This is a genomic window from Massilia pinisoli, assembly GCF_024753285.1.
GTDB lineage: Bacteria > Pseudomonadota > Gammaproteobacteria > Burkholderiales > Burkholderiaceae_D > Telluria > Telluria pinisoli.
In genome coordinates this window covers 1-24385 of the sequence record NZ_JANUGW010000024.1, presented here as the reverse complement: position 1 = coordinate 24385, position 24385 = coordinate 1, and the positions used below count along the sequence as shown (strand labels likewise).

19 protein-coding genes and 1 tRNA gene are annotated in these 24385 nt (G+C 69.6%); 9 read left to right on the top strand and 11 right to left on the bottom strand.

Annotated features, from left to right (window positions below):
- The first annotated feature begins 3 nt into the window (after positions 1 to 3).
- From NX784_RS24235 to NX784_RS24225, 3 genes are all read left to right on the top strand, one after another.
- The gene (locus NX784_RS24235) at positions 4 to 684 is read left to right on the top strand and encodes a GNAT family N-acetyltransferase (RefSeq protein ID WP_258819246.1); all 681 of its coding nucleotides are present in this window, start codon (positions 4 to 6) and stop codon (positions 682 to 684) included.
- A 121-nt stretch (positions 685 to 805) separates the two neighbouring features.
- Complete coding sequence (locus NX784_RS24230) at positions 806 to 1141, top strand: antibiotic biosynthesis monooxygenase family protein (protein ID WP_258819245.1); 336 nt, start codon at positions 806 to 808, stop codon at positions 1139 to 1141.
- 4 nt (positions 1142 to 1145) lie between these two features.
- Positions 1146 to 2021: a sigma-70 family RNA polymerase sigma factor gene (locus NX784_RS24225; protein ID WP_258819244.1), complete on the top strand. Its 876-nt coding sequence runs from the start codon at positions 1146 to 1148 to the stop codon at positions 2019 to 2021.
- Here the strand turns inward: NX784_RS24225 and NX784_RS24220 are convergent.
- Positions 2005 to 3405: a GntP family permease gene (locus NX784_RS24220; protein WP_258819243.1), complete on the bottom strand. Its 1401-nt coding sequence runs from the start codon at positions 3403 to 3405 to the stop codon at positions 2005 to 2007. The two genes, NX784_RS24225 and NX784_RS24220, sit on opposite strands and share 17 nt — an antisense overlap.
- A gap of 325 nt (positions 3406 to 3730) precedes the next feature.
- Between NX784_RS24220 and NX784_RS24215 the strand changes: the two genes are divergently transcribed.
- A complete protein-coding gene (locus NX784_RS24215; RefSeq protein ID WP_258819306.1) occupies positions 3731 to 4621 on the top strand; it encodes a PAS domain-containing protein in 891 nt (296 codons plus the stop codon).
- 7 nt (positions 4622 to 4628) lie between these two features.
- On the opposite strand, the gene NX784_RS24210 is transcribed toward NX784_RS24215, so the two are convergent.
- The 6 genes from NX784_RS24210 to NX784_RS24185 all read right to left on the bottom strand — a co-directional run bounded on the left by NX784_RS24210 (position 4629) and on the right by NX784_RS24185 (position 11522).
- The gene (locus tag NX784_RS24210; RefSeq protein ID WP_258819242.1) at positions 4629 to 6896 is read right to left on the bottom strand and encodes a putative bifunctional diguanylate cyclase/phosphodiesterase; all 2268 of its coding nucleotides are present in this window, start codon (positions 6894 to 6896) and stop codon (positions 4629 to 4631) included.
- A 1-nt stretch (position 6897) separates the two neighbouring features.
- Positions 6898 to 7539 (bottom strand): methylamine utilization protein, encoded by a 642-nt coding sequence (locus NX784_RS24205; protein ID WP_258819241.1) that lies wholly within the window; start codon positions 7537 to 7539, stop codon positions 6898 to 6900.
- Positions 7539 to 7952, bottom strand: coding sequence for a nuclear transport factor 2 family protein (locus NX784_RS24200; protein WP_258819240.1), 414 nt, complete (start codon positions 7950 to 7952; stop codon positions 7539 to 7541). The genes NX784_RS24205 and NX784_RS24200 overlap by 1 nt, the downstream gene beginning before the upstream one ends.
- A gap of 142 nt (positions 7953 to 8094) precedes the next feature.
- The gene (locus NX784_RS24195; protein ID WP_258819239.1) at positions 8095 to 9066 is read right to left on the bottom strand and encodes an HDOD domain-containing protein; all 972 of its coding nucleotides are present in this window, start codon (positions 9064 to 9066) and stop codon (positions 8095 to 8097) included.
- A 35-nt stretch (positions 9067 to 9101) separates the two neighbouring features.
- Positions 9102 to 10667, bottom strand: coding sequence for an FAD-dependent monooxygenase (locus NX784_RS24190; protein WP_258819238.1), 1566 nt, complete (start codon positions 10665 to 10667; stop codon positions 9102 to 9104).
- Positions 10668 to 10718: 51 nt separating this feature from the next.
- Positions 10719 to 11522, bottom strand: a complete 804-nt coding sequence (locus NX784_RS24185) for a helix-turn-helix transcriptional regulator (RefSeq protein ID WP_258819237.1) — start codon at positions 11520 to 11522, stop codon at positions 10719 to 10721.
- A gap of 230 nt (positions 11523 to 11752) precedes the next feature.
- Between NX784_RS24185 and NX784_RS24180 the strand changes: the two genes are divergently transcribed.
- The 3 genes from NX784_RS24180 to NX784_RS24170 all read left to right on the top strand — a co-directional run bounded on the left by NX784_RS24180 (position 11753) and on the right by NX784_RS24170 (position 18585).
- Complete coding sequence (locus NX784_RS24180; protein WP_258819236.1) at positions 11753 to 12598, top strand: sigma-70 family RNA polymerase sigma factor; 846 nt, start codon at positions 11753 to 11755, stop codon at positions 12596 to 12598.
- A gap of 77 nt (positions 12599 to 12675) precedes the next feature.
- Positions 12676 to 12825, top strand: coding sequence for a hypothetical protein (locus NX784_RS24175; RefSeq protein ID WP_258819235.1), 150 nt, complete (start codon positions 12676 to 12678; stop codon positions 12823 to 12825).
- 51 nt (positions 12826 to 12876) lie between these two features.
- Complete coding sequence (locus tag NX784_RS24170; protein WP_258819234.1) at positions 12877 to 18585, top strand: alpha-2-macroglobulin family protein; 5709 nt, start codon at positions 12877 to 12879, stop codon at positions 18583 to 18585.
- Between the two features lie 51 nt (positions 18586 to 18636).
- On the opposite strand, the gene NX784_RS24165 is transcribed toward NX784_RS24170, so the two are convergent.
- A tRNA-Ser gene (locus NX784_RS24165) sits at positions 18637 to 18727 on the bottom strand.
- A gap of 221 nt (positions 18728 to 18948) precedes the next feature.
- On the opposite strand from NX784_RS24165, the gene NX784_RS24160 reads away from it, so the two are divergent.
- Positions 18949 to 21654 (top strand): polysaccharide deacetylase family protein, encoded by a 2706-nt coding sequence (locus tag NX784_RS24160; RefSeq protein WP_258819233.1) that lies wholly within the window; start codon positions 18949 to 18951, stop codon positions 21652 to 21654.
- A gap of 138 nt (positions 21655 to 21792) precedes the next feature.
- Here the strand turns inward: NX784_RS24160 and NX784_RS24155 are convergent, their stop codons facing one another.
- Complete coding sequence (locus NX784_RS24155; protein WP_258819232.1) at positions 21793 to 22725, bottom strand: lipase secretion chaperone; 933 nt, start codon at positions 22723 to 22725, stop codon at positions 21793 to 21795.
- Between the two features lie 11 nt (positions 22726 to 22736).
- Positions 22737 to 23663: an esterase/lipase family protein gene (locus NX784_RS24150; protein WP_258819231.1), complete on the bottom strand. Its 927-nt coding sequence runs from the start codon at positions 23661 to 23663 to the stop codon at positions 22737 to 22739.
- A 159-nt stretch (positions 23664 to 23822) separates the two neighbouring features.
- Between NX784_RS24150 and NX784_RS24145 the strand changes: the two genes are divergently transcribed.
- Positions 23823 to 24143 carry a KTSC domain-containing protein gene (locus tag NX784_RS24145; protein WP_258819230.1) on the top strand — a complete coding sequence of 107 codons (321 nt, stop codon included), beginning with the start codon at positions 23823 to 23825 and terminating at the stop codon, positions 24141 to 24143.
- 8 nt (positions 24144 to 24151) lie between these two features.
- Here NX784_RS24145 and NX784_RS24140 read toward each other — a convergent pair.
- A partial coding sequence (locus NX784_RS24140; RefSeq protein WP_258819229.1) for a transposase occupies positions 24152 to 24385 on the bottom strand: 234 nt, incomplete at its 5' end.

The window sequence follows — 24385 nt, the reverse complement described above, 5'->3', positions numbered from 1 at the left end:
ATCATGCCCCACCCGCTCGACAACATCTTCTGGAACTGCCTTTCCGGCCCGCACCGCCACCTGTCCACCGGGACCGACCGCGCGCGCCGCTACGCGCCGGGCTTTTCGCCGATCGTCGGCTTTCCCGATCCGCATGCGCCCGACTTCGCCGCGCTGCGTCCGTTCTGCGCACCCGGCGAGTTGTTCTATTGCGACGCCTGGTGCGGTCCCGCCCCGGACGGCTGGCGCATCGAGGTCGAGGCCACGATGTTCCGCCTCGTGTGGGACGGCCGCCCGGGCCCGGCCTTTGATCCCGCCCCGGACGCCGTGCCGCTGGGCCACGCGCACGTGGACGACGCGATGGCGCTGGCCCAGCTGACGCGTCCCGGCCCGTTCGGTCCGCGCACCATCGAGCTGGGCGAGTACTTCGGCGTCATCGACGACGGCCGCCTCGTCGCGATGGCCGGCGAGCGCATGGCGGCAAGCGGCCTGCGCGAGATCAGCGGCGTGTGCACGCATCCCGATCACCAGGGCCGCGGCCACGCGAAACGCCTGATGGAAAAGCTCATCCTGCGCCAGCTGGCGCGCGGCGAGACGCCGTTCCTGCACGTGATGAGCGCGAACGCGCGCGCACACGACCTGTACCTGCGCATGGGCTTTCGCGACTATTGCGAGACGGTCGTGCGGGTCGTCACGCCCTGCTGATCCATGGCGCCGGCGTCGCCGCGACATAATATTTTCGGCGGACCGATTCGTTTTGCCGCGCGCCGTCGTCTATGCAATGGGGCGGACACACCGTCCGCCCATTTCGAACGGAGACGACACTATGACACAGCACATAGCCCCCAACGCCGACCACACGGCCCTGATCAACGTCTTCACTGCCGCGCCCGAAGACCGCGACCGCCTCGTGGCCTTGCTGAAGGCAGGCACGGACGAGTGGATCTCGAAGGTCCCCGGCTTCATCGGCTCGTCACTGCACCTGGCGCGCGACGACCGCCGCGTCGTGGTCTATGGCCAGTGGCGCAGCGCGGACGCCATCGCCGCGATGCGCGAGCATCCGGCGATGCCCGCCTACGCCGAACGCGTACGGGCGCTCGCGCAGATGGAATCCATCGTCTGCGACGTCGCAGCCACCTTCGCCGGCGCAGTTGCCGCATAACCCCATGAGCACACCGTCTTCCCCGGTTCTCGCACTCGACCTGGAACGCCTGCGGCCCCGGCTGCATCGCTATTGCGCGCGCATGGTCGGATCGGTGCTCGACGGCGAGGACGTCGTGCAGGATGCGCTCGTGCGCGCGCTGGAATCGTCCGTGCGCACGGGTCCCATCGACAATCCGGAAGGCTGGCTGTTCCGCATCGCGCACAACCTGGCGCTCGACCTGTTGCGACGCCGCGTGCGCACGCCCGACGCGCGCGACGGCGACGACATCGACCTCGTCGCCGACCCGGTCGACGAGCGCGCGCGGCGCGACGCGGCGGCCGCCAGCCTGCCCGCGTTCATGCACCTCCCGCCGTCGCAACGCAGCGTCGTGATCCTGTTCGACGTACTGGATTATTCGGCCGAGGAGATCGGCGCGATCCTGGAGACCACGGTGCCCGCCGTGAAATCGGCGCTGCAGCGCGGGCGCGCCCATCTGCGCGAGCTGGGGGACCGTCCGGCCCCGGACGTCGTCCTGCCGGATGCCGAACGCAGCCTGCTGCACCGCTATGTCGACCTGTTCAACGCGCGCGACTTCGATGCGCTGCGCGAGATGCTGGCCGCCGACGTGCGGCTCGACCTCGTGAACCGGCTGCGGCTGCAGGGCGCCGCCGTCGACGACTACTTCACGCGCTACGGCCAGGTGCCCGGCTGGACGGCGTGGGCGGGCATCGTGGAAGGACGGCCGGCGGTGCTGGTCCGCCAGAATGGCGGCGCCGATGCGACGGACTATATCGTCGTTCTGGACTTCACCGACGGCCGCGTGGCCGCGATCCGCGATTTCGTCTTTGCCCGCTACGTGATGCAGGACACCGCGTACATCGTCACACGAGACCCGTGACGTAGTAAAACCCGATCACGAAGAACACGGCCAGGGTCTTGATGACGGTGACGGCGAAGATCTCGCGGTACGATTCCTTGTGCGTGAGACCCGTCACCGCGAGCAGTGTGATGACGGCGCCGTTGTGCGGCAACGTGTCCATGCCGCCGCTGGCCATCGACACGACGCGGTGCAGCACTTCCAGCGGAATCTGCGCGGCCTGCGCGCCCTTGATGAACAGGTCGGACATTGCGGCCAGTGCGATGCTCATGCCCCCCGACGCGGAGCCCGTGATGCCGGCCAGCGAACTCACCGACACGGCCGCGTTGACGAGCGGGTTCGGGATGCTTTTGAGCGCATCGCTCACGACGATGAAGCCCGGCAGCGCCGCGATCACGCCGCCGAAGCCATACTCCGACGCCGTGTTCATCGCGGCCAGCAGTGCGCCGCCGACGGCCGCCTTCGAGCCGTCCGCGAAGCGACTGCTGACGCGCCGGAACGCCGTCACGATCACGACGACGATCCCCAGCAGCAGCGCCGCCTCCACCGACCAGATCGCGACGACGGTCTTGATGGTGGCCGTGACCGGCGTGTGCACACCAGGCAGGATCTCGGCCGGCACCGTGAACGAATCGCCGTACCACTGCGGGATCATGCGCGTGAGGATGAAGTTCGCCACGCCCACGACGACGAGCGGCAGCAGCGCCAGCGCCGGATGCGGCAGCGACGTGGCGGCAATGCGTTCCGGCTCGTTGACGAGCGACGTGCCGTAGCCCTCGCCGCGCGCCACGGCCGCACGGCGGCGCCATTCGAGGTACGACAGGCCGACGACGACGATGAACAGCGAACCGGCGGTGCCCAGCACCGGTGCCGCCCACGACGTCGTCTTGAAGAACGTGGTCGGGATGATGTTCTGGATCTGCGGGGTGCCCGGCAGCGAATCCATCGTGAACGAGAACGCGCCCAGCGCGATCGCGCCCGGCATCAGGCGTTTCGGGATATTGCTCTGGCGGTAGAGCTCGGCCGCGAACGGGTACACGGCGAACACGACGACGAACAGCGACACGCCGCCATACGTCAGCAGCGCGCACACGGCGACGATCACGGCGTTCGCGCGCGAGCGGCCGATGTAGCGGATGGCGGCATTGACGATCGATTCCGAAAAGCCGGACAGCTCAATCACCTTGCCGAACACGGCGCCCAGCATGAACACGGGGAAGTACAGCTTGACGAAGCCGACCATCTTCTCCATGAAGATGCCGGAAAAGACCGGAGCGACGGCGTCCGGTGCCGTGAGCAGCACGGCGCCCAGCGCGGCGATCGGTGCGAACAGGATGACGCTGTAGCCGCGGTAGGCGGCGAACATCAGGAACGCCAGCGCGGCGAGAACGATTACGAATGACATGGGTCTCCTCTTTTTTTGACCTGCCCGGCAGCAGATTATTATTGATTCGACAAATCTTTGATATACGTAAAATTACTGTCGCATACACGCCCTTGGCAACCGAGGGGCAGTGACCTTAATAACGTGATACGGCCGCAAGTGAGTGCGCAAACATCGTCGCTTCCCTCGGTCGCGGCCGCAGTTTGACATGCAGATATTGAGCAGTTCGCCGATGTAATGATATGTTGGCGAATCGTCGACCTGGCATTGTTAAATTCACCCGGCAAAAGGTCGTCTTCGGAGGAGAGTCGTGCCCGTCGCAAGTGCAGAGCTTTTGTTGCTGTTGATGCCCCTCGCGGCCGTCATCGCCATTCTCCTGGGCCGACAGCAGCAACGCCTGGCGGACGCCGAGCGCGACGGCCGCGACGTGCGCCGCATGGCGCTGACCCTCGAGGCCGCGTTCAACCACGTCCCGGTCGGCCTGGCCCTGCTGGACCTCGACCTGCGCTACGTGCGCCTGAACCGCCTGCTGGCCGACATCAACGGCCTGCCCGTCGAGGACCACATCGGCAAGTCGATCCACGACGTCATCCCCGAAATCGCGCCTGCCGCCGAGGTGCGCCTGCGCCAGGTGATGGCGACGGGACGGCCGATCGTCGGCTCCGTGTTCGAAGGCGCGACGCCGGCCCAGCCGCACGTGCGCCGCGTCTGGCGCGAGAGCCTGCATCCCGTGTACGACCGCGACGACACGCTGCTGGGCGTGACGGTCGTCGTCGAGGAGATCACGGAACAACGGCGCCTGGCGGGCGCGCTGCAGGACAGCCAGCGGCGCGAGCAGCGCCGCACGAGCGAGCTGGAAGGCGTCATGCAGGCCGCACCATCCGCCCTGTTCGTCGCCAGCGACCGCGAATGCCGGCGCATCAAGGCCAACCCGGCCGCCGAACGGCTGCTGCGGCTGCACGGCGGCGATTGCCCGCGGCCGGACATCCGCGGCGGCCGCGCGTTCGCCGTGTATGCCGGCAGCACCTTGCTGGGCCTCGACGAACTGCCGCTGCAGCGCGCCGCCGCCACCGGCGAGGAAGTGCGCGGCGAGGCGTTGACGGTGCGCTTCTCGGACGACGAGCGGATGCACGTCGTGATCAACGCCGTGCCCGTGCGCGACGAGGCGGGCGAAGTCGTGGGCGCCGTCGCCGCCTTCGTCGAGGCGCCGCCGTCCGGCGCCACGGTCGGCGACTGAACCCGCGTCAGACGGTCATGTCGGGCACGAACGCGGCCAGCCAGTCCTGCAGCTGCGCCGCCGTCATCGGCCGCCCGATGACGTAGCCCTGTGCAATGTCGCAGCCGTGCGCGCGCAGCCAATGCAGCTCGGCCTGCGTCTCCACGCCTTCCGCGACGACGGTGAGGCCCAGCGCGTGACTGAGCATGATGGTCGACTCGACGATCGCGGCGTTGCGCGGCGATTCCGTGATGGCCGTGATGAAGCTGCGGTCGAGCTTCAATTCGTCGACGGGCAGGCTTTTCAGGTAGGCCAGCGACGCCTGGCCGACGCCGTAATCGTCGATCGATAGCTTGATGCCGAGGCCCGCCAGCTCATCCAGGTGTGCCTGCGCCAGGGCGGGATCGTCCATCAGCGCGCTCTCCGTGATTTCCAGGCACAGGCGGCGCGCCGGCACGCCGTGGCGCTCCAGCAGGCCGCGCACGCGCCGGCCCAGGTGCGGGTCGAGCAGGTCCAGTGTCGACAGGTTCGCCGACACCGCGATGTCCAGCCCCGCCGCATGCCACACGGCGGCCTGGCGCACGGCGGTGTCGAGCACCCACGGCGTGATCTCGCGGATGAAGCCCGTCTGCTCGGCGAACGGGATGAAGCGCGCCGGCGCGATGCTGCCGCGCTCCGGGTGCTGCCAGCGCACCAGCGCTTCCACCGCCACGACGCGGCCGGTACCGAGCGCCAGCTTGGGCTGGTACGCGAGCGTGAATTCGCCGGCCGCCAGTGCGCGCCGCATGTCGCCGATGAGGGACAGCTGTTCGTGCGCGGGCTCGGCGCCCGTCTCGGACGCGAACGCGACGCCGGAATGGCGCCGCTTGGCCGCGGCCAGCGCCAGTTCCGCGCGGCGCAGCAGCGTGCTCGGGTCAAGGCCATCGTCCGGATACAGCGCGATGCCGACACCCGCTTCGATGTCGAGGCGCTGGCCGTCCAGGGTGACGGGGTCGCGCAGCGCATTGAGGACGGCGTCGGCGAAGGCGCGCGCCGCGTCGGCGTCCGCGCGCTCCAGCAGGAACGCGAACTGGTCGCCCCACAGGCGCGCCAGCATGCCGCCGGGCGGCACCAGGGGCGCGAGCTGGCCCGCGACGGCGCGCAGCAGGCGGTCGCCGACGAGGTGGCCCAGCGCGTTGTTGATGAGGGCGAAGCGGTCGACGTTCACCACCATGACGGCGCCGCCGCCGCCCGGCGTCAGGCGGCCGAACGCTTCCAGGAAGCGCGTGCGGTTCGGCAGGTCGGTCAGTTCGTCGACATAGGCCTGCCGGCCGATGCGCTCCTCGCGGCTCGCGATCCCCGTGCGCATCTGTTCGAAACTGGCGGCCAGCTGGCCGATCTCGTCGCCCTTTGCGGGCGGCAGCGGCTGCGCATAATCGCCCAGCGCGATGCGGCGCGCGGCCGCGGACAATTCGTTCAGCGGCCGCACGATGCGCCCGGCCAGCATCACGCTGCCCAGCGCGAACACGAGCACCGCCGCGCCGATCACCCCCAGCAGGCGCCCCTGCAGCTGCTCGAACGGCGCCTGTACCTGCGCGACCGGAAGCTGCAGCACGGCCTGCAGGCCGCCGTCCAGCGGCACGTCCACGTGCGCGTAGCGCGCGCCGCCCTCGAGCGCGGCCCGTTGCGCGGGCGGCGCGGACGATGCGAGCAGGCCAGGCGTCCCCGCACGCACGATGTGCACGCCGAGGCCCGTCACGTCCGCCATGTCGCGCGCCCACTGGTCGTCCACGTGGAAGCCCATCGCGACCCAGGCGATGCGCGTGGGCGCCATGATCGGCACGAGCACCACCTGGTACAGCTGGCCGTTCTTCATCTGGCGGAAGCCCGCGCTGCGCCCCGCCGCCTCGGCGGCCGCCAGCAGGTCGGGGAACGGGAACGGATCGCCGGCCGCCGCCGCGCGCTGCGTCGTCGCGATCATCTTGCCGTCGATGCCAGTGACCATCATGACCTGCGCGTGGATGCGCTGGCCGTGGTTGCGGATCACGGAGCGCACGGTCGGCTGGTCCTGCGTGGCGATGGCCTCGCGGAACGCGAAGTCGGCCGACAGCACGGTGGCCGCCGTCTCCAGCTGGCGCTGGTTCTGTTCGAGCAGGCGCTGGAACACCTTGGCGCCGACGGCCAGCTCGCGTTGCGTCTCGCGTTCGACGATGCGCGCGCTGCTGCTGTGGACGAGCGCGAGCACGAAGCCCATGACCAGCACGAGCAGGCCGACGAAGACGATGGCGATCCTGTGCCGCAGCGATCTCGATGACATGTCAGTAGCGGTCCGGGTCGTCCTCGGTATGCGGCTTGGGCTCGCGCGGTTTCGCATCCAGCGCGAGCGTCAGGCGCACGGGCGCGTCGTCCACGTCGATCTCGTCCGGCGCGACCTGCACCTTCTGGCGCGGATGCCACAGGCGCAGGCGGTAGCGGCCTGCGGGCACGCCCGCGACGGTGGCGCGGCCGTCCGCGCCCGTGCGGGCGAAGTACGGCGTGTCGACGACGAGCACGTGCGCCTCCATCCAGTCGTGGATGTTGCAGCCGATGTCGACCTGGCCCGGCTTGTCGAACACGACGGGCTTGCCCGGCTTGCCGGCATACAGCTTGATCTCGAAACGCTTCGGTTCCGAGAACGAATAGACGTGGTGGCGGATCGTGTCGTTGTTGGGAAAGTCGACGCTGGTCCCGGTCTGCACGACCGTCATCCACGGCAGGAATTCGCGGCCCCGCTGCTCGATGGCGGCATGCGCGCCGGCGCGCGCGCGCGGGACCGGGCCCGCGAGCGGCTCGACGATCACGGCGGCATCGGCCACCGGGCCGCCGGCCGGCGTCTGCACGAGCACCTCGACGGGCGCCGCAGAGACAGAGGCAGCGGCGGCGCCGGCCAGCAGCAGCGCCGCCCGGGACAACGACGGCATCACGGATCGATCTGCAGCGTGGGCGCGATCTGCCAGACCTCGGTCGTGAGGTCGCCGTCGCGGTAGGTCAGCACGTGCCACACTTTCACCGGCACGGCGCCGCCGTAGTCGGCCTTCGCCTGCAGCGACGTGCCGCGCGGATTGCCGAGCGCCGTCAGCTTGCCGAAGCTGGCCGGACGGGGCTTGCCGGCGTTCGCCGCGATGAATTTCTGCCAGACGGCGCGGATCGCGGCCTTGCCGTGGTAGCGTCCGTCGAGCGGGCCGCCGACCCACTCCAGGTAGGCGTCGTCCGCATAGTCGCGCATCAGCGCGTCCAGGTCGCCCGCGGCGACGGCGTCGAGGTGGACCTTCGCCTTCGCCTCGTCCAGGGGGCCGGCGACGGCGTGGCCGCCGCACCAGGGCAACACGGACATAGCCAATATCAGGGATGCAACTTTCGTCTTGCGGATCATCGTGTCTCCTCCACGTCCGGTAAAAAGTTTCCTATCCGAAAATCATGATTACACGGAAACACGGTCGTGGCAACACAGGTGTGGCGCAACGGTGCGCGCCAGGTCAGCTTTCGACGTTGCTCAGCTTGCCGAGGCAGCGGCGTTGGAAGTTGTCGAGGCCTTCGGAGACGAAGTCGTCGTCCTCGCCGATGATGTGGGCGTCGATCAGCAGGCGCAGCTTGGCGATGCGGTCGCCCAGCGCAAGGGCTTGCGCCAGGTTTTCCTCGCCCGGCTCGCCCGCGTGCGCGATGGCGTCGGCGACGGGCGCCGGAAAGTCCCAGTGGCGGGCGATGGCGGCCGACAGCATGCGGCCCTCGTCCAGCAATTGCAGGCCGAAGTCGCTCGAACCGGGCACCTTGCCGTCCTCGCACACGCGGTCGGCCAGGCGGAAGCCGACGACGAGGCCCAGGTTCTGCATCAGGCCCGCGAGATAGGCCTCGAACGCGCCTGCCGTCAGGCCCGGTGCCATCAGGCTCGCGGCCAGCGCGCATTTCTCGGACTGGTTCCAGACGAGCGGCGCGGCCACGCGCGCGAACCCCGTCGACTGCAGCTTGATGATGGGACGGAAGGCGACGCGCGCAAGCAGCATGCGCAAGCCGTTCTGGCCCAGCATCATGAGGGCCGCCTCGACCGTCTTGACGGGCGACATTGGCCGGTAATACGCGCTGTTCGCCTCGCGGATGACTTCCGCCACGAGCACGACGTCCTGCGCGACCTGGCGCGCCAGTTCCGCGTTCGACGCCTCGTCGTGCAGGCTGCGCAGCAGTTGCGGGATCACTTCCGGCACGCGCGGCACCAGCTCGGCCGCCGTTCCGGGGTCGCGCGCGAGCCCGCGCACCTCGTCGAGGATCGCGTTCTCGACGGCGGCCGGCGCGGCATAGCCCGCGGACGCCGTCAGCCAGCGGTAATACGTGGCCTCGATCTCGGCGGCCATGCCCACTTGTTCGTCCGGCTCGGCGCCGGGCGTGGGAACGGCCGGTTTCGTCCCGGCCGTGTTGTCGGCTCCGCCCCGCAGGCGATTGATCCAGTTTTTCATGCGCTTATTGTAGCCCGATGCGGACCGCGCGCGGATTACCGCTGATGCCGCGCTGCGGCATGATCCCAAGCTCGACAGGCGCCGAGCCAGCGCGCCGCCGCCCGTTCCAGCCCGGCCGGATCGGGACGACCAACGCACGCCCATGCGACGATGCCGTCGGGCCGCACCAGCAGCGCATCCGCGCCGAGCCGCTCGCGCACGCTGCCCGCCACATGGCGTAGCCGGGCGCCATAGCGTCCGGCGCAGGCGGCCAGTGCCGCGTCGGCCGTGAAGTCGAGCAGCAGGGCCGTGCCGCCGCGCAGCGCGTCCGCCACCGTCGTGCCGTCGTCGAACACGTAGTCGGGGACGCTGCGGCCCGCCAGCGGATGCTCGCCGCCGAGATCGTAATGCACATGCATGCCCCACACTCGGCCTGCGACGTACGTGGCGCCGTCGCGCGTGGCGATCAGGTCGCGCATGATGGCGTTCAGCGCACGGGCCGCCGGCTCCGGCCGCATGAGCGCGACCTGGGCGCGCGACCAGTCCAGCACCCGCGCCCCGACCGGATGCCGCTCCGCGTGGTAGCTGTCGAGCAGCGCGTCGGGCGCCGTGCCGTGGACGGTCGCGGCGAGCTTCCAGCCCAGGTTCAGCGCGTCGCCAATGCCCAGATTCAGGCCCTGCCCGCCCAGCGGCGAATGGATGTGCGCCGCGTCTCCGGCCAGCAGGATCCTGCCGTCGCGGTAGGCCGTCGCCTGGCGCGCGCGGTCCGTCCACGTGGTGCCGTGATGGAGCGCCGCGACCGTCGCGTCGGTGCCGGAGACGCGGCGCAGCACCGCCTGCACGCGCTCGCGCGTGAGTGGCGTTCCCGCATCGTGGCCGGCGCCGCCGTCGAAATCGCCGAGTGCAAGGTGTCCCGGCTGGAACTGGATCGTCATGCCGGCCGCAGTCATCGTGCGGCCCACCGCGATGTAGTGCGGCTCGGCGAGGTCGACATTGAGTGTATAGCCCGTGAATTCGGGCTCCGTGCCTGCGAACGCGAAGCCGGCTGCCTTGCGCACGACGCTGCGGGCACCGTCGCAGCCGACGAGCCAGCGCGCCGTGAAGACGTCTGCGCCCGCGTGCACGGTGACGTCGTCCGCCGTCTGGCGCACGTCCGTGACGGAGACGCCGCGCCGGATCTCGACACCCAGCGCATGCGCGCGGCGCGCGAGCACGGCTTCCAGTTCCGCCATCTCGGCCAGCAGATGCGGGGGCACCGTGTCCGGCAGATGCCACGGCCACTGCGCGGGGTCGACGTCGTCGCGATAAAAGGGGATGCCGGCGAAGTGTCCGGCCTGGCGCCGGACGTGCGCATCCGTCGTGCCGGCGAACGGATGCGCGAGGGTCTTCGGCGCGTGGAGTTCGTCCAGCAGGCCGCGCCGGTGCAGCGCCTGGATCGTGGGCGACGACAGGCCGCGCAGGCCGAACGGCAGGCGCTTCAGCGGCGCATCCGGCTGAGCGTCCCGTTCGAGGACCAGCACGGCGCACCCGCCAAGGGCCAGCTCGCAGGCGAGGAACAGGCCGACGGGGCCCGCACCGGCGACGATCACGTCGTGGCCGGGATGGTGGTTCAGGTGAGTCATGTTCGCGATCGAAAGTGATGGACGATCGGAACGTTACCGGGTGCGTCCCCGTCAGGCTTGTACAAACCCGCCAAATTCGCCGCGCGGCCGCGCGCGCGCGAACGCGGCGGGCGTCGTGCCGCTGTAGCGCCTGAATTCACGGCCCAGGTGCGACTGGTCCACGTAACCCAGCGTCTGCGCGAGGTCCGCGATGCTGTCGTGCGGACGGCGGCACAGTGCGTTGCGCGCCCCTTCGAAGCGGATCAGGCCCGACACCTCCTTCACGGTGTGGCCGGACGACTGCTTGAACCTGCGTTCCAGCGTGCGCACCGTCGCATGCGCGGCCGCCGCGACGTCGCTGACGGCCAAGGTGCCGTGCGCCTCGCGCATTGCCGCACCGGCGCGGGCCAGCATCGTGTCGACGGGCGCACAGAGGCCGGCCCGCACGAAGTGGCGTTCGACGAGCGCGAGCGCCTCGTCGATGCGGTCGCCTTCGATGCATCGTTCCAGCATGGGCTGCAGCGCGGCGACGGGGTGACCGATCGCGCGCAGGTCAGTCGTCGCAGCCGGCATGCCGAGCAGCCCGCCCACGGCCCACGGATGGCAGCGCACGCCGACGATGTCCAGCCGTCCGCGCACGGCCAGCGTGACGGGCTGGCGCAACAACCCGATCAGGACCGGCGACGCCAGCCGCCGCATGCGCCCGCCGGCCACGCCGCACGCGTCGCCGACGTGGAACACGATTTCCGCATAACCGTCGGGCAGCACGTCGAACGGCTGCGTCACCGCGCCCGCATCCCTGCGGTCGTACCAGAAGCACGCGATCGCGCTTTTCAGTGCGTCCGGCGGTGCGAGTTCGCGGTGGTGGGTCGGCATGGCGATGGGCGTGGAGGTTGCATGGTCCTGCCAGCATAACGGCAGACGCGCAGCATGCCAACGGCTGCGGCGTCCGGCTAGTACGAATGCGACAATGTCACGCCCACTGCCCGGCGACCTGGCAGGACGGCGATGTTGGTCATACGGGCTAGCATGTTAATCTCCCAGGTCGGGCGCCGGACCGCCGGCGCGTCATCCTGTTGACGACTGCAATCGAGGAGATGTGACAAATGCGCGAACCGTTGTCGTTGTCCGAACGATTCGAAGCGAGCCGCAAGCACTTGCGCAGCGTCGCCCTGCGCATGCTCGGCAACGCCCACGAAGCCGACGACGCCGTGCAGGAAGCGTGGCTCCGCCTGGCCCGCAGCGACACGGACGACGTGGCCAACCTGCCCGGCTGGCTGACGACGGTCGTCGCGCGCATCTGCCTCGACATGCTGCGCGCCCGCACGGCGCGCGCCGAGGAACCGATCGATCCCGACTTCGACCTCGCGTCCGACGACACGCCGGAGCAGGAAGTGTTGCGCGTGGACGCGATCGGCCTCGCGATGCTCGTCGTCCTCGACCGCCTCACGCCGTCCGAACGCCTCGCGTTCGTGCTGCACGACCTGTTCGACGTGGCATTCGAAGACATCGCGACTATCCTCGACAAGACGCCCGAGGCGGCCCGGCAGCTCGCGAGCCGCGCGCGCCGGCGCGTGCGCGACGGCGACGTCGACCATGCGGTCGCCGATCGCCAGTGGCTCATCGAATCGTTCCTCGTCGCGGCGCGCGGCGGCGACATGACGGGCCTCTTGCGGGTGCTCGACCCGAACGTCGTGTTCCGCGCGGATGCGGCGGCCGTCACGCTCGGGTCGCTGGCGGAAATCCGCGGCGCCGGCGCCGTGGCCGAGGCGTTCAAGGGGCAGGCGCACGCCGCGTGGGTGGCCCTGCTCGACGGCGAGCTGGGGGTCGCGGTGGTGCCGGAGAATTTATTGCTCGTGCTGCGGGTCGAGGTGCGCGACGGGCGGATCGTGGCGATCGACGCGGTGGCGGATCGCACGGTGCTGGACGCAGTGGACGTCGTCGTGGGGTGACGGCTGCCGTGGAAATTCGTGCATTTTCCGCACAAACATTTTGCTAGAGTGGCGGCATACCCACTACGCGCCCTCCCATGCGACCGACACTCTCCCTTCATGCCGCCGTCGCTTGCGGCCTCGCCAGCTTCGCGCTGGGCGCCGCAGCCGCGCCGGTGGCCACCAAGCAAACGCTGGGCAAGCCGCCGACCATCTGGGACGTCATCAACAATCCGACCAAGTTGTAATCCGCGCCGGCCGCGCCAAAACCACCCGCCCTGCACGACACCGGAGACCCGATGCCCAGTTTTCGCCCTCACCTCGCGCACGCCGTCCTGGCGATCGCAACGCTGGCCTGCGTGCCGGCGCTGGCCGCCACCACCGTCGTCGACGTCGGCCCCGCCAAGACGCAGCGCGACGTGCGCCAGGTCCGGATCCGGTTCAGCGACGACGTGGCCGCGCTGGGCAATGATCGCGCCGGCGATGCCGCCACCGTGGCCTGCAGCGACCCGGACCTCAAGGCAGTCGGCCACTGGATCGACGCCCGCAACTGGGTGGGCGAGTTTGCCCGGGCGCTGCCGGACGGCGTGGCCTGCATCGTGCGTCCGCTGCCGGTGTCCGACCTGAAGGGCCAGCCCGTCGCGATGCCCGCGCCATGGCGCTTCGATACCGGCGGGCCGCTGGCCGCCATCCGGTTCTTCCAATCCCCGCTCAAGGCCAACCTCGCTCTGGAAGAGCCGGTGGCCATGTTCGCCCCGTCGGCCCCCGTCGACCCGGCGTCGCTCGCCCACCTGGCGTGCAACGTGAACGGCGCGGCGCAACCGGTCAGCGTGCTGGCGGGCGCGCAGGCGCAGGACGTCATCGACCGCTACCGCAAGGCCAATCCGCGCGCGGAGAGCCGCCAGGACTGGGTGGTCGCCCGCTGCGGCAGCCAGGCGTGGCCGAACGACGCGGACGTTACCTGGGTGTGGGGCAAGGACATCCGCTCCCGCTACGACGTGGCCCATTCGCTCGACCAGACCTTCCGCCTGCGCGTGCGCCCGCCGCTGACGGTGTCCGTGGAATGCACCGTCATGGCCGGTACGCCGGGATGCGATCCCCGCGGACCCGTCACCTTCGAATTTTCCGAAAAGATGACACTGCCGGCGGATGACGCTATCGCGCTGGTGGGCGGCGCCGGCCGGCGCTATCCGGTCAAGCACGCGTCCGGCTACGCGTACGACGCGAACCGGTTCCAGACCGACGCCCTGATGGCGGAAGGCGAGCAGCTGGCACCCGTCCTCGACAAACCGCTGACCGACATGACCGGCCGCACCATCCGCACAGTAACGCCGCAGAAAACGCCGCTCGTGGTGAGCCACTTGCCCGCGTACGCCGCCATGGCGCAGCAACAGGGCGTGATACCGTGGAAGCCCGGACGGCAAGCCCGCTGGGCACTCGCCCTGCGCAACACGGAGCCCAAGGTCGGTGTGCGGGCCTGGCACCTGGACGGCGCCCGCGACCGCAACGCCGCCCTGCTCGCGCTGCACCGCAGCGCGGCGCTGGACGGGCTCCGGACCACCTCCAACGCGCCGCACCAACCGGCGTTCGCACGTTCGGCCGCCCTGCTCGACGAGGTCGGCGCACGGGCCGCCAGCATGCACGTCGACCAGCAGGTCGTCCCGTCGGGCCGCGCGCTGGAGCTGGCGCCCGTGACCCTGTCCGGCTACGGCACGTGGCTCGTCGAAGTCGACAGCCCGCGCTACCGCGCCCGCCTGGCGGCCGACGCCAAGGCGCTCGCGGCGCGCTACCCGGGCCCCAACGGCGCACGGCAGCTCGACAGCGCGCGCCTCGCCCTCGTCCAGCTCACGAATCTGCGCATCCACGCGCGCCTGTCCGACCGCTACCCATCGCTCGTCTGGGTGACCGCCATCGACAGCGCGGCCCCGCAGGCCGACACGCTCGTCGACGTGCACGATTGCCGCGGTACGCGCCTGTTCTCCGGCCGGACCGACGCGCAGGGACGCTTGCGGATAGCCCAGCCGCTGGCGCCGCCGACCTGCGGCGACGCCAGCGACGGCCTGTGGTTCGTCGCCCGCCACGGCGCCGACGTCGCGGTCCTGCAGCATCGCCCTGGCCTGCCACACACGGAAGCGCCGCGCCAGATCGTCCACGCCATCCTCGACCGCACGCTGCTGAGCCCTGGCGAGACGCTGTCGATGCAGGCCGTGGCACGCCTGCCCGACGCGAACGGCTACACGGTGCCGCACGCGCAGACGGGCAAGCTCAGGATCGTCGATGCAAGCGGTGCCAAGGTGCACGAGGCCCCGCTGGCCTTTGACGCCCGCGGCAGCGCGCTGCACCAGTGGCGCGTGCCGCCGGGCGCCCGGCTGGGCACCTACGACTACATGATCTTCGGCGACGACGGCCGGCAAGTGGGCTGGGGCACCTTTCAGGTCGAAGCGTTCCGCCTGCCCGTGTTCGAGGCACGCCTGAACGCGCACGTCACCGGCGAGGGCAAGGCACCAGCCGTCGACCTGGCGGGCAGCCTCGCGTTCCTGGCCGGCGGTTCGGCGGCGAACCAGCCTGTCGTGGTCCGCGGCAGGTATACGGCCGGCGCGGCCGACCCGGTACCGGGCTACGGCTTCGCCGACATGAGCCGGCCGCCCATCGACCCGCCTTCCTTCGCGGAACGCCGCGCCACGCTCGACCTCGCCGGCCGTTATCACGCCAAGGTCGACGTGCCGGTGCTGGATACGCCGCTCACGCTGCATGCCGAGATGGAGTTCGCCGATCCGAACGGCGAGACCAATGTGCAACCCGCGGACGTGGCCGTGTGGCCGCGTGCGCGCAAGGTCGGGCTGGCGGTGCGGCGCGGCACGGTCGCCGACAGCGCCAGCATTTCCGTGATCGTGGTGGACGCCGCCAACCATCCGGTGCCTGGCCAGGTCGTGACGGTGGATGCCGCGCGGGCTCACTACGTTCGCGGCATCGACTGGCGCGGCTACTGGAGCGAAGAGCCGGGCGCGCGCATTCCCGCTTGTACGGCGCGCACCGACGAGCATGGCAAAGCACAATGCACGGTCCCCTGGACGGGCAGGACGGCCAACGAATGGCTGTTCCGGGCTGCCGCGCCGGATGCATCGAGCGGCACGGCCCTCGTCCACCCGGGCCTGTTCCGGTGGGGCAGCCAGGAGTCGGCGATCGCGCTGGCGGACGAGCACGAACCCGAGGCAGGCCAGCCCGTGAAGCTGCGCCTGCGCCCGCCGTTCCTGCCCGCGACCGCGCTGCTGACGGTGGAGCGCGAAGGCGTGCTCGCGAGCCACGTGCTGGCCGTGACCTCGGCGGACGAGGAGATCATGCTGCCGAGCGAACCCGAATTCGCGCCCGGCGTGAGGCTGGTCGCACAGTTCGTGCGCGCGGCCGACGGCGTCCGGGACGACATCGACCCGGACGCCGAGCTGGAACACGACGGCACGCTCGACCTGCATTTCGCCCGCGCCAGCCACGAGCTGGACGTCGAAGTGACGCTGGACCGTGCGACGGCGCGGCCCGGCGACACGGTCCAGGCCGACGTGCGGGTGCGCCACGCCGGCGCCGGCGCGGCCGGTGCGAGGGTGACGCTGGTCGCCGTGGACGACGCGCTGAACCTGCTCAAGCCGAACGACACCTGGGCGCTGATGGACAGCTTCTGGCGCGACCGCTACATCGTGATGGGGAACGCGCACAGCATCCTGACCTTGCAGCGGTCCTTCCCGTTCGGACCGATCGCGCGCGCCTGGCCGGAACTCGAGTCGCTGCTGCAACGGTACGCCGCGCGGACATCGAATGAATCCCGCGGGATGGCGGAAGCGGCGGCGCCCGCGCCGGCCCCGCCCGCGAGCGAGAAGCCGGTCGTGGTCACCGGACAGCGCGCGGTCGGCGTCACCATGGACAGGAATCGCGGTCCCCTCCAGGACCTCGTCGTGGCCGAGGACGTGGGCGCGCTGCCCGGCATGGGCGCGCCGCGCGCCGACTTTTCCAGCTTGGCCATGTGGAAGGCCGACGTGCAGCTCGACCAGGACGGCCACGCGCGCGTCGCCATCCCGCTGCCGGATTCGTTGACGCGCTGGCGCATCGTCGCGCTGGCGATGGACGGCGCGGACTCGTACGGCATCGGCAAGGCCACCGTCCGGACGCGCAAGGAGTTGCAAATGCTGTCCGGCCTGCCGCCCGTCGTGCGCGGTGGCGACGAACTGGATCAGAAGATCACGCTGCGCAACGACAGCGACCGCGCGCTGACGGTCCGCGTCCGCGCGGAAGCATCGGCCGGCGCGTCATCGCCGCTCGAGCGCGCGGTCACGCTGCCGGCGCGCGCGAGCCAGTCCGTCTCGTGGCGCGTCCGCGTGCCGACGGGCGTCGACCGCATCGACTGGCGGATCGCAGCCCGCGCAGACCGGGGCGAGGAGAGCGATGCGCTGCTCGTCACCCAGCGCGTGACGGGGATGCCCGTCACCGTGCGCGACAGCATGCTGGTGCGGGTCGACCACGCCCGCAGCGTTCCCGTCGCGCTGCCGCACGATGCGCTGCCGGGCCTGGGCGGCGTGACCGTGCAGTGGACCGGCAGCCCGGGCGCCGCCGCGGTGGCGGGGGCGCAGGCGTGGATGGCCGCGTATCCGTATCGGTGCATGGAGCAGATGGTGTCGATGGCCGTCGTCAGCGGCGACGTCGAGGCGTGGAATGCCGCGATGGACAAGCTGCCGCAACACCTGGCCGCGAACGGCCTGGTCGAGTATTTCCCCGACACGCCGGGCAGCGACGTCCTGACCGCCTACCTGCTCGACATGTCGGCGGCCACCGGCTGGCCGCTCCCCGGCAACGCGCGCGACCGCATGGAAACGGGCCTGCGCAACGTGCTGGCCCATCCCGATCTCGCCCAGTGGCCGTACGACCTGGGCTTGCTGGACCGCCGCCTGGCGCTGCAGGCCGCCCTCGGCGCGACCGTGCGCGCGGCCGATGCGGTCGTGCCGAAGAACCTCGACGCCCTGCCCACCATCGCCCTGCTGGACTGGGTGCGCTATGTGCTGACCACCCCCGACGACGCGCTGCGCCGCGAGCGCCTGGACAGCGCCGCCGCGAGCCTCCGCAACCGCTACGACCTGCAGGGTACGCGCCTGCGCTGGCGCGGGGACGGATCGCAGCAGCGCTGGTGGATGATGTGGACCGGCGACGTGGTCGCGGCCCGCACTGCCCTGCTGGTGCAGCAATGGGCGCAGTCGGACGCGCGCTGGCGGGACGACGTGCCGCGCATGATCCTGTCGCTCGTCGACGTGCAGGCGAACGGCCACTGGAACACGACCGTGGCGAACGCGTGGGCCGTGGTTGCGCTGCGCCGGCTCGCGCTGGCGTCGGACGGTGCGCCGGTGACCGGGACGTCGACGGCGACCTTGGGGACGCAGAGCGTGGCGCGCGCCTGGCCTGATCCGGCGCCTGCGCTGCTGTCCTTACCTGGGGACGGCACCGGTGCCGCGCTGGCGCTCGACCACAAGGGAACGGGCGCGCCTTGGGCGACGGTGCAGGTCAAGGCTGCCACGCGGACGGAGCACACGATCGCGCACGGCCTGGCCGTCAGCAAGACCATCGCACCGGTCCAACAGCGCGTGCCCGGCCGCTGGTCCGAAGGCGACGTGATGCGCGTGACCTTGCATATCGTGTCGCACGGCGACAATGGCTGGCTCGCCATCGACGACCCGATTCCGTCCGGCGCGACCATCCTGGGCAAGGGTCTGGGCGGCGAAAGCCTCACGGCCCAATTGAAGGACGTCGCTGCCCGCGTGCCGTGGATGGCCCGGCCGACCTACGTCGAGCGCGGCAGCGACAGTTATCGCGCCTATTACGCCCGGGTCACGGCCGGGGAATGGGACCTCAGCTACACGGTGCGGCTGAACAATGCGGGTAGTTTCCGGTTTCCGGCGACGCGCGTCGAAGCGATGTATGCGCCTGAAATTTTCGGGGAAGCGCCCAACGTTAACCTGGACGTCGCGCAGTGAGATGGAGGTAGAAACGACAAAGCGGTCCGAAGGCCGCTTTGTGTGGATTCTTGGCGGAGAGAGGGGGATTCGAACCCCCGATAGGCTATGAACCTATACACGCTTTCCAGGCGTGCGACTTAAACCACTCATCCATCTCTCCTGATGGGTTTTCGCAAGCACATGGCTGGCCATGCGCGCGAAGCCGCCTATTATAACAAGGATTCTCGGCAGTACAAGAGTGTCATGCTGCCGGCATCGATCGGCTCAACCCATGCGCCCGACGGCCCTGCCGCTTGCGCCACCACAAGAATCCCATTTTCCTTGCCGCCCCACAGCCAAGTGATGGTATTGTTGCCGCGATAAAACTTTTTCAATATCGCCGTGAAACGCAAAGCCCTCTATCTCGTCATCTTCGCCGTCGCCGCGGCCGGTGCCGCCAGCGGCACCTATCTCGTCAACCGCAGGCCGGCGCCCCAGGCGCAACAGCCGCTGGCACAGTCCCCGGAAGCCGTCGCCATTGCCGCCGACATGCAGCAAATGCTGGCCGCCTACCGCAAGATGATCGTGCTCACACAGGACGAAGCCGGCCTGTCGGCGCAGGGCCAGGAAGAGGTCAACCGCGTCGGGCAGCAGTTGTTCCACGAGAACCAGGAACGCATCGCGAAGGTCGACGGCGCGCTCGCGACTCTCGCCGGCTCGCAGAATCCGCGTCGGTTCGAGGCCATCGGCAGCCTGCTCGATTACGTCGAGACGAACGAAGGCCTGTACGACGCGGACCGTCTCGCCTTCCGCGAGCTGATGCGGTCGCTGCTGGACCACGTGGCGAAGGACTCGTCGCTGCCTGCGATCAAGCTGCACAAGCGGATCTCGGAAGACCTCGACGCGCTGGCCGAGATCGAGCGCACTTACGAGAAAGAGATCCAGGCCGTGTTCGGCCGCTTCGAGTCGCGCGCGATCGTGCTCAAGCGCGAGAAGTGGGAAAGCTACGTCGCCTACCTGAAAACGCTGTACCAGCGCGACCGCATCCTCAAGGACTACGGCGTCGTGCTGCCCTACCCCGCCAAGCCCGAGCCGGCGGAACCGCCGGCGGCGCAAGGCGCGGACAAAGCCCAGGCTGCGCAAAAGGACGAAGACGAAATCTTCGGCAAGGGCCTGCCGAAGAAGACGATCGTGCTGACGTTCGACGACGGTCCGCACCGCCGCTACAGCGAGGAAATCGCCGCGATCCTCAAGCAGTACGATGCGCCGGCCGTGTTCTTCACAGTCGGCCGCAACCTCGGCACGCTCGATGCGCACGGCGCCGCGCAGCTCAACGCGGGCGCGGAAGTCAGCCGCAAGCTGAAGGCGGCCGGCTACGTGCTGGCCAACCACAGCCTCACGCATGCGCAGCTGTCGAAGGAAAGCGGCGACAGCCTGAAAGCCGAGATCTTCGATACCGACAAGCTGCTGAAAGCCGTCGACCCGCAGCGATCGAGCCTGTTCCGCTTTCCCTACGGCGCGCGCAACAAGGAAGGCATGCACCTGCTGGCCGACGCGCACCTGAAGTCCGTCATGTGGAACATCGACTCGCTCGACTGGGCCGATCCGGTGCCGTCGTCGATCGCCGACCGCGTGCTGCGCGCCGTCGACAAGGAGGGTCGCGGCATCATCCTGTTCCACGACATCCACGAGCGCACCGTGAAGGCGCTGCCCGCGATCCTCGACCGCCTCGTCGCCGAGGGCTACCAGTTCGCCGGCTGGGACGGCACGACGTTCCGCGTGGCCGGCGGCGCGGCCGCGGCGCCGGCACCCGTCGCGCGCGCGGCCGCGACCGGGTATGCGAGTTCGTGGGCGATCGTCGTCGGCGTCGACGGCTATCCGAAATGGCCGCACCTGCAATACGCCGTGCGCGACGCGGAAGGCGTGGGCCAGACGCTCGTGCAGAAGTTCGGCTTCGCGCCGGACCACGTGATCACCCTGAAGAACGAGCAGGCCACGCGCCGCAACATCCTCGCTGCCTTCCACGACCTCGCGGGCCACGGCGGCACGGGAGGCCTGCAGTCGAACGACCGCGTGTTCGTGTTCTTCGCGGGCCACGGCGCGACGCGCAAGCTGAGTTCCGGCCGCGACCTCGGCTACATCGTGCCGTACGACGCCGATCCGGAGAACCTCGCCAGCGACGCGATCCCGATGACGGAAATCCAGAACATCGCGGAGAGCCTGCCCGCCAAGCACGTGCTGTTCGTGATGGACGCGTGCTACAGCGGCCTCGGACTCACGCGCGGCGGCGCCAATGCGGCCTTCCTGCGCGATAACGCGAAGCGGCTCGGCCGCCAGATGCTGACGGCCGGCGGCACGGACCAGATGGTGTCCGACGGCGGCCCGAACGGCCATTCCGTGTTCACGTGGACGCTGCTGCAAGGCCTCGGCGGCAAGGCCGACTTGAACGGCGACGGCTTGATCACGGCGACCGAGCTGGCGGCGTACGTGGCGCCGGCCGTGTCCAGCGTGTCGCAGCAGACGCCGGCCTTCGGCAGCCTGCCCGGCTCGGAAGGCGGCGACTTCGTGTTCGAGCTGCCGGAAGAAAGCGAGTTCCTGAATACGAGCACGGCGCAGCTGTCGAACGACGCCATCGCCCTCAACACGAAGCTCGAGGCGAAGGCGTCGGCGCCGTCGGCGCCCGTCGTCGTGAAGGATTTGCAGGGCGGCGAGCAGACGATCAAGGCACCGGCCGCCGTGCCGGTCTCGAGCCGCCAGCAGGCGCAACGCGCCAACGACCACGGCCTGCAGCTGTACAAGGAAAAACAGTACGCACAGGCCGAAGCCCAGTTCACGGAAGCGCTGAAGCTGCGGCCGGACTTCGCGCTGGCGGCTAACAATCTCGGCTTCGTGTTCTACAAGCAGGACAAGTTCGCGGAGGCCGCGCGCTGGTTCGAGAACGCGATCAAGATGGACCCGTCGCGCGCCATCGCGTACATGAACCTGGGCGACGCGTACGCGCGCGCGGGTGCGGGCGACAAGGCCAAGGCCGCGTACAAGACCTATCTCGAACTGGCGCCGAACGGGGCGGGTGCGGGGTATGCGCGCGGTCAGATCGAGAAGTTGTGATCGGCCTGTATCAGCCGCGACATCATCACGCCCCTCCGGCTAGCCGGGTTGACGTAGGGTGGGCTCCCCGAGCCCACGCGGACGTTCGCAAGTCGCATACGTAACGCGTGGGCACAGGATGCCCACCCTACGATTCCGTCATTGCAGCGGAGTGGTGCCCGTTTCGGGCGGTGCCGGGTCGTATGCCGCCAAGCGCCGCTGCTCGTCCGCACTGAACATGCGGCTGCGCAGCGCCGCCACCGCAGCCTCGTCGTGCAGGCCGCGGCGCTCGGCGAGGTAGGCATCGATACGCCGCTTCCACGCGGCCTCCTCGCGGTCCACGTCGGCCAGGCGCACGGCCGCGTCGGCACCGAACGCCGCGGCGCGCAGGCGGAACACGTCGTCGTCGCTACCACCGCTCGCGCGCAGCCGCTCCGCTTCCTCGTGCACCCGCACGATCTTCAACGGCGCCTCGCGCGCGGCACGCACGTCCGCCGGCAAGCCGGCATCCAGCGCAGCCAGCCGGTCCCGCTTCTGCTGCGGCGTCAGCGTGCGGTCATCGCGGATTTCCAGGCGCGCCAGCGCATCCGCATTCGCGGCCTCTTCGCGGCCGAAGATGGCGGCCATTTCGCGCTGGCTGAAATACTGCGCGCGCAGTCCGTGCAGTGCCGCCAGGCGCCGCTTCAACGCGGCCGCGTCGGGGCCAACCAGACGACGGTCCGCTTCGAGTCCCGCCATCGCCTGGCGGTACGCGACGTAGCGCGCGAGCACGCGCTTGGCCGCGGCGGATGCTTGCGGCTGCAGCGTCCGATCCAGTTCCCGCTCGATCTCCGCGCGCACGGCATCGGGCGATTTCTCGCCCACGGTGCTCAGGTAGTAGTCGAACAGCTCGATCAGCTGGGCGTCCGCGACGACGCTGTCGTCCGGCGCCACGCGCACGGCGCCGTCCGGCCGCGTGCCCCGCAGCGAAGGCGCGAACGGCGTGGCGGGCGGCGCCACCGTCACGACCTGCGGCGCCACCGGCGGTGCATGGCGGCCCGCCAGCGCGGCGAGGAACAACGCCGCCGCCGCGGTCGCGGCGACGAGTGGCATCGAGCGTCCCTTCACAGCCCCATCTCGCGCAGGCGGTTCGCGTGCTGGCGGTACAGGGTGACGGGGCTCGTCTCGAACAGATTGACGAGGCCCGCGACCTGGTTCACCTCGTCCAGGTGGTTCATCGCGTAGTCGTCGCGGATCACGCGACCCAGGTGGCTGGAGCAGCTGCCCACTAAGCCATCGTTCTTCTCGCCGAGGAAAGCCAGCGACAGCAGGCCGAGCGATCCGTCGAGCGGGTCGAACAGGTTCGTGAACGGCTGCGCGCCGCTCCACGAAAAATAATAGACGCCGCGCGCCTGGTACGCGCCTTCGCCGCACGCCGTGGCGGGCACGCCTTCCGGATGCGCCGCATTGAATTTGGCGGCGCCTGCCGTCGTCATCGAATCGAGGGCCGCCGTCGACATCTGCGTGCTGCTGTCGCCGGACAGGAACGCGATGGTGCCGGCGACGCCGTCGACGATCGATCCCAGCACCGCCTCCGAGAACGTGCCCGGCGCGACGGTGCCGCGGATGACATCGGCCACCTTGGATCCCTTGTTGACGCCGCCGACGCTCGTCACGGACGCGACGAGGCTAGGGGCCACCGACGCGACGTAGCGCACGGTCGGGCCGCCGTGGCTGTGGCCGATCAGGTTGACCTTGGGCGCGCCCGTCGCCGCCAGCACCTGCTTGACGTAGGTGAGCAGCTGCTCGCCGCGCACTTCCGTGCTGTTGGATGCAGTGACCTGAGCGACGTAGACTTGCGCCCCGTCGCGGCGCAGGGCGTCGGCGATGCCGAACCAGTAATCGTACGGGCCGATGCTGTCCCAACCGAGAAAGCCGTGCACGAGCACGATCGGGTAGCGGGTCTGTGTATAGCCGGTGGCGGATGCGGTCAGGGGCAGGAACGAAAGGGCGAGCACAAGGGCACTCAGCCATCTTGCGAAGGTTTTCATCGGTCGGTCTCCTTTGTCGTCGTGGTCGATACAGCCGAGCCAGCGTACGGACAAAGGAGAGGACGCAACAAGCCGCGCACGGTTGCGCACGCCGTCTTGGCTTGCCGAATCAGGCGAATGTCCCAATAATCCATGCATCGCAGAGGAGAAAACGACACCATGGACATGAAACGCATCAACGCAGGCAAGCTGCGCGCCATCGGCTACGACGCGCGCGAGCGCATCCTGCGCGTGGAATTCGACGACGGCAGCGCGATCGATTATGCGGGCGTCGGCAGCGAGGTCTGGCGCCGGTTCTCGACGTCGGGCGCGGCCTGGAGTTTTTATCGGGACAATATCGAGGAAGAGTTCGCGGGCAAGCGCGGGCGCGCGGCCGTGGCGAACCAGCGGGCGGAGCTGGATGCGCTGTTCGGCGGGGCCGAGGTGCCGAAGAAGCCGAATCCGCTCGATGCCTTGTTCAAGGACCCCGGCGAGGAATAAAAAAAGGTTCATCGCGCTTTGCCGGGGAACGCATCCTTGATTTTTAGGAAGAAGTAGGATGCGTCCCGAAAGCCGTAGGCCATGCGTTTGATGACCTTGATGCGGTTGTTGACGCCTTCCAAGACCGACGAGTTCATCGGATAGATGGCTGAAGCCAGGATGCCCCGCCGGTACTTGCTCAGACGTTTGGCAAACTGGATCAGCGGTGCGATCTGGCTTTCCAAGGCGAGTTTGAGCCAGGT